The 6,000-nt window shown below is 32.5% G+C and carries 9 protein-coding genes; all 9 read right to left on the reverse strand.

The window, feature by feature from the left end; genetic code table 11:
* Position 1 precedes the first annotated feature (1 nt).
* Positions 2–862, reverse strand: a complete 861-nt coding sequence (locus AAC053_RS07450; protein ID WP_339754803.1) for a nuclear transport factor 2 family protein — start codon at positions 860–862, stop codon at positions 2–4.
* A 23-nt stretch (positions 863–885) separates the two neighbouring features.
* Positions 886–1,332: a RidA family protein gene (locus AAC053_RS07455; protein ID WP_339754827.1), complete on the reverse strand. Its 447-nt coding sequence runs from the start codon at positions 1,330–1,332 to the stop codon at positions 886–888.
* Between the two features lie 205 nt (positions 1,333–1,537).
* Positions 1,538–1,987 carry a hypothetical protein gene (locus AAC053_RS07460; RefSeq protein ID WP_339754806.1) on the reverse strand — a complete coding sequence of 150 codons (450 nt, stop codon included), beginning with the start codon at positions 1,985–1,987 and terminating at the stop codon, positions 1,538–1,540.
* 21 nt (positions 1,988–2,008) lie between these two features.
* On the reverse strand, positions 2,009–2,344 hold the full coding sequence (locus tag AAC053_RS07465; RefSeq protein WP_339754809.1) for a hypothetical protein: 336 nt from the start codon (positions 2,342–2,344) through the stop codon (positions 2,009–2,011).
* A gap of 29 nt (positions 2,345–2,373) precedes the next feature.
* Positions 2,374–3,312 (reverse strand): NAD-dependent epimerase/dehydratase family protein, encoded by a 939-nt coding sequence (locus tag AAC053_RS07470; protein ID WP_339754812.1) that lies wholly within the window; start codon positions 3,310–3,312, stop codon positions 2,374–2,376.
* Between the two features lie 29 nt (positions 3,313–3,341).
* Complete coding sequence (locus tag AAC053_RS07475; protein ID WP_339754816.1) at positions 3,342–3,998, reverse strand: DUF2306 domain-containing protein; 657 nt, start codon at positions 3,996–3,998, stop codon at positions 3,342–3,344.
* Between the two features lie 75 nt (positions 3,999–4,073).
* Entirely contained in the window at positions 4,074–4,742 is a 669-nt protein-coding gene (locus tag AAC053_RS07480; RefSeq protein ID WP_339754819.1) for a gamma-glutamylcyclotransferase family protein, read from the reverse strand.
* Positions 4,743–5,171: 429 nt separating this feature from the next.
* Positions 5,172–5,705, reverse strand: a complete 534-nt coding sequence (locus AAC053_RS07485; RefSeq protein WP_339754822.1) for a hypothetical protein — start codon at positions 5,703–5,705, stop codon at positions 5,172–5,174.
* A gap of 3 nt (positions 5,706–5,708) precedes the next feature.
* Entirely contained in the window at positions 5,709–5,876 is a 168-nt protein-coding gene (locus AAC053_RS07490) for a hypothetical protein (RefSeq protein WP_339754824.1), read from the reverse strand.
* Positions 5,877–6,000: the final 124 nt, after the last annotated feature.

Here is a 6,000-nt window from a genome sequence, read left to right on the forward strand (position 1 = left end):
TTTAGTTGGTCTCTGCATCTGCTAATGTCTTGGTATCTACATATTGCTGAAAGGCAATAACTTTACCATCTGCATTGAGCGTCCATAAATGTGCTGCTTGCACGTTATAGACCTTTCCTGTTGTTTTTACTTTGGCATCATAACGTAAGGTTGCTAAAACCTTATTATCACTCATGTTATGAAGTTGAATGTCTTTCAAATGAAAATACTCGTGGTTAGCGCCAAGACGTGCAAAAACACCATTTAGTATAGCATCTGAACCAATGTATGGATTGCCATCTGCGAGTGAATTACCTTCGGCTTCGTTCCATTCGATATTAGGATGCATAGATCCCAAAACGGTAGGCATGTCTCCCGTTACGAAAGCTTTATACATATTGTCAATGATTTGAGTATTATCTTTGGTTTCTTCAGTTTTCATTTCAACCCTAATCAATCGAATGGTTACGGTTTTACTCAAATTTGTAACCGTATGTGGTGCTTCTGGTTCTTTATACATCGTAAACGGCATTGGTAAAGGCTCTGAGATTTTTCGTGAGTCAAAAATGATATTGCCTTCACCATCTGAATCCGTAAAATCTCCAGCCTCTTGTATATATAACGCACTCGGCCAACTATGATGATGTAACGGTTCTATTTCACCTGGTAACAAAGAAACTTCTAGCACTCTTACATGATCATTTTCTAACAAAATTTTGTGGTTGTCTGGTGCTGCGATAACCGCATCTAACTCTAATGGCCAATCTGCTGGATTACCTGTTTTGTAGATTAATTTTTGACTAGCTTCCCCTTCTTGCCCTAAACATTTTAGATTTATGGAAATCAGCACGATAAGCGTAAGCAACAACTTAATAGTTTTCATAATTTTGATATTTGGTTTTGTTATTAATTTGATTTATGTACTTCTAATTCTATTTCTATCAAAAATTCTGGAATTGCTAATTCCTTTACACCAAGCCAAGACCCTGTTGGGAATTGGGTTTTATAAATTTCAGTTCTATAGCCAGCAACTTCTAAAAATTTAGCCATATCAGTGGTAAACACATTTTCTACAACCACATCGTTAAATGTGCAGCCATAATGTTTTAGGATTTTGTCTAAATCTGCGTAACAATTTTTCATCTGTTGTTCAAAATTGTCTATTGCAGTTGGGTTGCCTTCATCGTCCATACTTACGGCTCCAGAGATTTTAATTGAATTGCCAATTTTCACAGCATGAGAATAGCCATAAGCTTTTTCAACCTCTGGACGCAGTAAAAAGTAGTCTGGTGTTTCGCTTACAGAATGCGCAATAGTCTCTGCTTTTTCTACTATGGTTACTTGTTTTGGCATTTCACTACAACTTGATATTGAATTGATTAGACTTAAAAAAAGTACTCCTATAATAACTTTTGTTGTTTTACTCACTGCTTTTCTAATATTCATTTTGTGTTCGTGATTTTTCTTTGAGAGGCTCATATTTAATAGTGTTTATTTATGTAAAATTTTCGGGTAATCCCTCTACCTGTTGTTCATCTAAAACCAAAGTTTCATTGGCCTAATTTATATTTGTAGTGTACTCTGTTGATAGTTCATTAATTTCCGTAGAAAGCCGTTTATAGGTTTCTAAATCTTTAGTACTTAAATTGACCCCAGAATGCTTAAATCTATCTAAAACCTTACTTACCAGTATTTTTTTTGGATCTTTAAGCGTTTTGCCTTCTTCTGAATTAGTGTAGGATTGAAAGGTATTATATATGTCTTTGTCAGAACCAATACCAGTGAATAAAGAGTCTGTTTTTATCTTATCTAAATCTAGTACTGCATTAGAAATTGTTACATCTATATAAACTTCTATATGGTCTGCGGTAACATTTGCATAAGCAATGGGCTCATTAAGTGCAACTTTAAAATGGTTGTCCGAAGATAATTCTAATCTTTTAATTTTGGGTTTATCAGAACAGCCTAGTAATAGCGTCACTAAAAAAAGTAAAGTTAGTCTTATCATTATTTATATTGGTATAAAAATTTAGTATAAAATGCGATCAAATACGGTTTCTAAATAGCGTTCTTTCATTGAAAATTTTTTATCGGAATGAAACACGTCTAGAATTTCTTTTTTAAGTTCATTGAGTTCCTTTGGTGTATAGTGATGATGGTTAATTGCATCTTCTATCTTCTCAAAACAACTATCTTCTTCGTCACAACAAAATTCATTATATAATTTATCAAAAATTTCTAGATCTGTTTTAGACTTAATTAAAGCCATTTCCTCTTCTGATTCTTCTTGGTCTATTTTGGCGCAAAGCAGTAAAATGTATATCTTGAGTTCTGCTTTAGTCCATTTGGTTAATTCATTTTTCATAGTTTACATATTATAAATTAGATAATAGATTAGGAATTGTATTGTTCTAAAGTTTTCTTTACAGATTGAAACGGTAACCCTAAGTCTCGTTCTGCCATTTGATTTTGATAGATCACTTTCGGTTGGTTTTTTGGTGCTTTGTTATTTAGCATCAAGTTAACATCTGAAACGGGATAAGTTTCACTAGATAGCAAATAGTTTTTACCATGTAATCCAAAAATAGTTCCTGCTTTAAAAACACCTCGACCTACATCTTTTACATTAACAATAGCCATTTCTGTATCAGTGTCATAAAGCATTTGCACAAATGGATTGGGAGCAAGTTTGTTTTTGATTAAATATTGCAAACCTGTTGACGTTGAATCTTCTCTTTGCGACAGGGACTTTCCAAAGACAGCAACTGGAGAAACGCTAGTAATTTCTACATTAAGTTTTGGGTGCTTTTTTATAAAATCATTAACCGTTTTGTTAGCTATAAATTTTGCCTGAGCATAAGGATGGCTTTCCTCACTTGTAAATGGTTTATCTCTTTCGCTAAAAGTGTCTGTTGGTGTTTTTCCATCAGCTGGTAAAGGGAAATTAGTGTTAAAAGCCGCAACAGAGGCAATGATAACCACTTTATTTACATTTGGCGACTTATTAACGACATCGAGAAAGTTCTCCGTCCCTTTTACGGTTGGGTTAAACAATTCTGCTTTTGCATCTTTAAAGTCTAACTGAAAAGGAGTGCCAGAATGCACAAGGATATCGCAATCTTTCGCAAAGTTTTCTAGCTGTTCTTTATTTTCAACATTAAGCTCACTAATCGATAATTGATCTGCATTGTAGAGTTTATATAAATGCTGGTATTTCTCTTTTTTTGAAATATCGGTTGTAGAAACTATGACCTCAAATCCGTTGTTTAAAAACTGTCTGGTGATGTGGCTTCCTATAAAGCCCGAACCACCTAAGATACCTACTTTTTTCATTCTATTTATTTTTAATTCAATATTTCATTCTATTTTCTTTTAATCTTAAGTCCTTGTATAAATATTTCTGCAATAAATAATGGGATTGCCCAGCTTGCCCAACTCGCTAAAACTAAGACCTCTTCTGGACTTCCAATTTTTAAAGCCACTAATATATCCTCTAAAAACCTGAATGACACAAAAGCTAGCGTTATCACATAACTCCTAATCATCCAGTCTTTATGCAATTCTATCTTCTTGTTTTTTATGGACACAAATGCCATAATTGCTGAAACCGACCAAGCAAAACCAAGTACGAATAATCCAACGGCATAAGGTAAATTAACGTCAGAAGTAACGGCTAAATACATTCCTGATATTCCTGATATTCCTGATAAAATCGTAGAAAATATATAAACACGACCCAATTGCCTATGAACTTTTAGATATTTATTACGAATTTTAGATATGAATTGAAAAGGCCCAATTATTGTTGCAATAATTCCTAAAACAATATGGGGAAATAACCAAATTGCTCTTGGAAAAAAATATGTACCATAATTTTCTTCAGTTACAATTAGCATAGGAAATGCTTTGGTTATTACATAGTAACTTATTAAGAGAACTGTGAGAATCGATAAAGCTATGATGGTATATCTACTTATTGTATTGTTGTTCTTTGATTGTTTGAGTTTGACGGTTTTCATAATTGTCAATTAAATTCAGCTTATGCCAACGGTTAATAGGTCTTAGATTTTGATTTTTAAAAAGTACAGCTAAGGTTATTTTTTAGTCTTACTTATAATATTAGATTTAGATACTACGGTTTCTTTATTGTAAGGTTTTGTTGAAGATTCAAATTCATCTCTGAAACTCTTTCCGATACTGTCACAAGCATTAGTGACCAACTCTAAATATCGTTTTGGCAGGACGGTATTATTTTCTTGATGGTAGTAATAAGTATGTTCTGGTTCTGCTTTGTATGCATATACACTACCACCTTCAAATTGAAGTTCTTCAATTTTATCTGTGACATCGATTCTTTTGTAACCTAATTCTCGCTTGTCAAATTCAACTAATTCTTCTGGTGTTATAAAAAATAGCACACAATTTATCTTCTCATTTTCAGAGTCCATAATATTAAGAGACAGACTATTATGAATGGGAATTGTATCACTCTCATGTAAATAGAAGAATTCTTTAGAAGGAGAGTTTATAGGAGTGTAATAATTCCATGCGCGTTTATAGCCTTGTAGATGAACTAAATATATAGAGTCTTCATATTTTCTTTTTAATGTGTGCTCCATACTTTTTTTAGACATCAATGAACCATAGCCAATCATTCCTATTTTACCTTCTTCAACAGTTATAATTGTTGTTTCTTTATTTTCACTACAGTTAAAGAAAAGCGTTATTAATAGGGTTAGAATATATGACTTCGTTAAATTCATAAGGTATTTAGTTTAACTAAAGGTGAAACTATAGTCAGTAATCTCTTTTTTGCCTTCTGATTCAGAAAATAACGTCCAATAAAGTTCGAACGATTTAAATTGACTGTTTTTTTCATAATTGAATCTAATTATAGATTTACATGCTTTGGTTATTTTAACTCAACTACAACAATTTGTATTAAGTTAACTTCAGTATTTGGCGCTATTAATTATTACAATAAAAAAAGTCGATTCTAGGGAGATACTTATAACCTTATAGAAACTGTATAAAAAGGGGACAGTTTTAACGATTACTAAATTAGTTGGTTTAGTTGATGTTGTCAATCACATCTTCATGTGGTATTGGTGTAACTTTTTATATATTGTGAACGTTAATTATTGACATCAGCCTTCACAAGAAAATATAATAGCAAAGGATTTAGACTAAAACTATTCTGGTTTTACATCGTGTACACTCGAATTAAATATAGGGTTGGTTTCGCGGAGCTTTCTTATAGGAATGTCTTTTAACTGTGCAGAAACATCTTTATAAAATTCATCGCTAAGCATTGCGGTATGTATTGTCCACCAATCTCTTCGACCTGGTGAACTGTGCAATTGGAGCCAATATTTCACTTTTCCAAAATATAAGGTCTCATCAAGTGCTCCTTGCTTATAGAGCTTATGGCACATTTCCCACATGCCTGTTTCATAAAGACACCATAAAGTAAAACGTTGTTTCTCCCACTCTGTAAGCGTATTAAAATCTTCATTTCCGCGCAAGGCTATTTTATAGAGTTCAGTATCACTAGTTAACATATCAACCAACCCTCTTTGATACTCATAAACTGCAACTGTTGCGGCACCACTGAGTTGATTATTATTTTGTCTTATTTGGGCAGATAGATAAATTAAAGTGATTATTACTCCTATAGCTCCTAAAAGTCCTGCTACTGCGCTTATGGCTTCCCAGTTGATATCCATTATTTAATTATTTAAAATTGCGTATGCCTCTAAAACATATAAAACAGGATACAAAATGGTATCTTTGACTGAGTAGTCTCTTGGAAAAGACATATCTAATTGATAATCGTTACCTGTTATTTTAGAAATTACTGTATGGTATGGTTCATATATGATTCTTTCTCTTTCCATTAGTTCTAACTTTTGGCCGAATAGTGAATTATTAAAAATTAATAATAGAACTATTGTAGTTAGTAGTTAAATCAGTTTTGAAATTTTTATTTTGGTTGATTTTTCTTTATTTCTATGTGCTATG

The sequence above is a fragment of the uncultured Winogradskyella sp. genome (genome assembly GCF_963975125.1).
In the GTDB taxonomy this organism is placed as follows: Bacteria; Bacteroidota; Bacteroidia; order Flavobacteriales; family Flavobacteriaceae; genus Winogradskyella.

Coding starts and splice junctions, on each gene's coding strand:
- AAC053_RS07450 (WP_339754803.1), bottom strand. CDS start 862: ATGAAAACTATTAAGTTGTTGCTTACGCTTATCGTGCTGATTTCCATA.
- AAC053_RS07455 (WP_339754827.1), bottom strand. CDS start 1,332: ATGCCAAAACAAGTAACCATAGTAGAAAAAGCAGAGACTATTGCGCAT.
- AAC053_RS07460 (WP_339754806.1), bottom strand. CDS start 1,987: ATGATAAGACTAACTTTACTTTTTTTAGTGACGCTATTACTAGGCTGT.
- AAC053_RS07465 (WP_339754809.1), bottom strand. CDS start 2,344: ATGAAAAATGAATTAACCAAATGGACTAAAGCAGAACTCAAGATATAC.
- AAC053_RS07470 (WP_339754812.1), bottom strand. CDS start 3,312: ATGAAAAAAGTAGGTATCTTAGGTGGTTCGGGCTTTATAGGAAGCCAC.
- AAC053_RS07475 (WP_339754816.1), bottom strand. CDS start 3,998: ATGAAAACCGTCAAACTCAAACAATCAAAGAACAACAATACAATAAGT.
- AAC053_RS07480 (WP_339754819.1), bottom strand. CDS start 4,742: ATGAATTTAACGAAGTCATATATTCTAACCCTATTAATAACGCTTTTC.
- AAC053_RS07485 (WP_339754822.1), bottom strand. CDS start 5,705: ATGGATATCAACTGGGAAGCCATAAGCGCAGTAGCAGGACTTTTAGGA.
- AAC053_RS07490 (WP_339754824.1), bottom strand. CDS start 5,876: ATGGAAAGAGAAAGAATCATATATGAACCATACCATACAGTAATTTCT.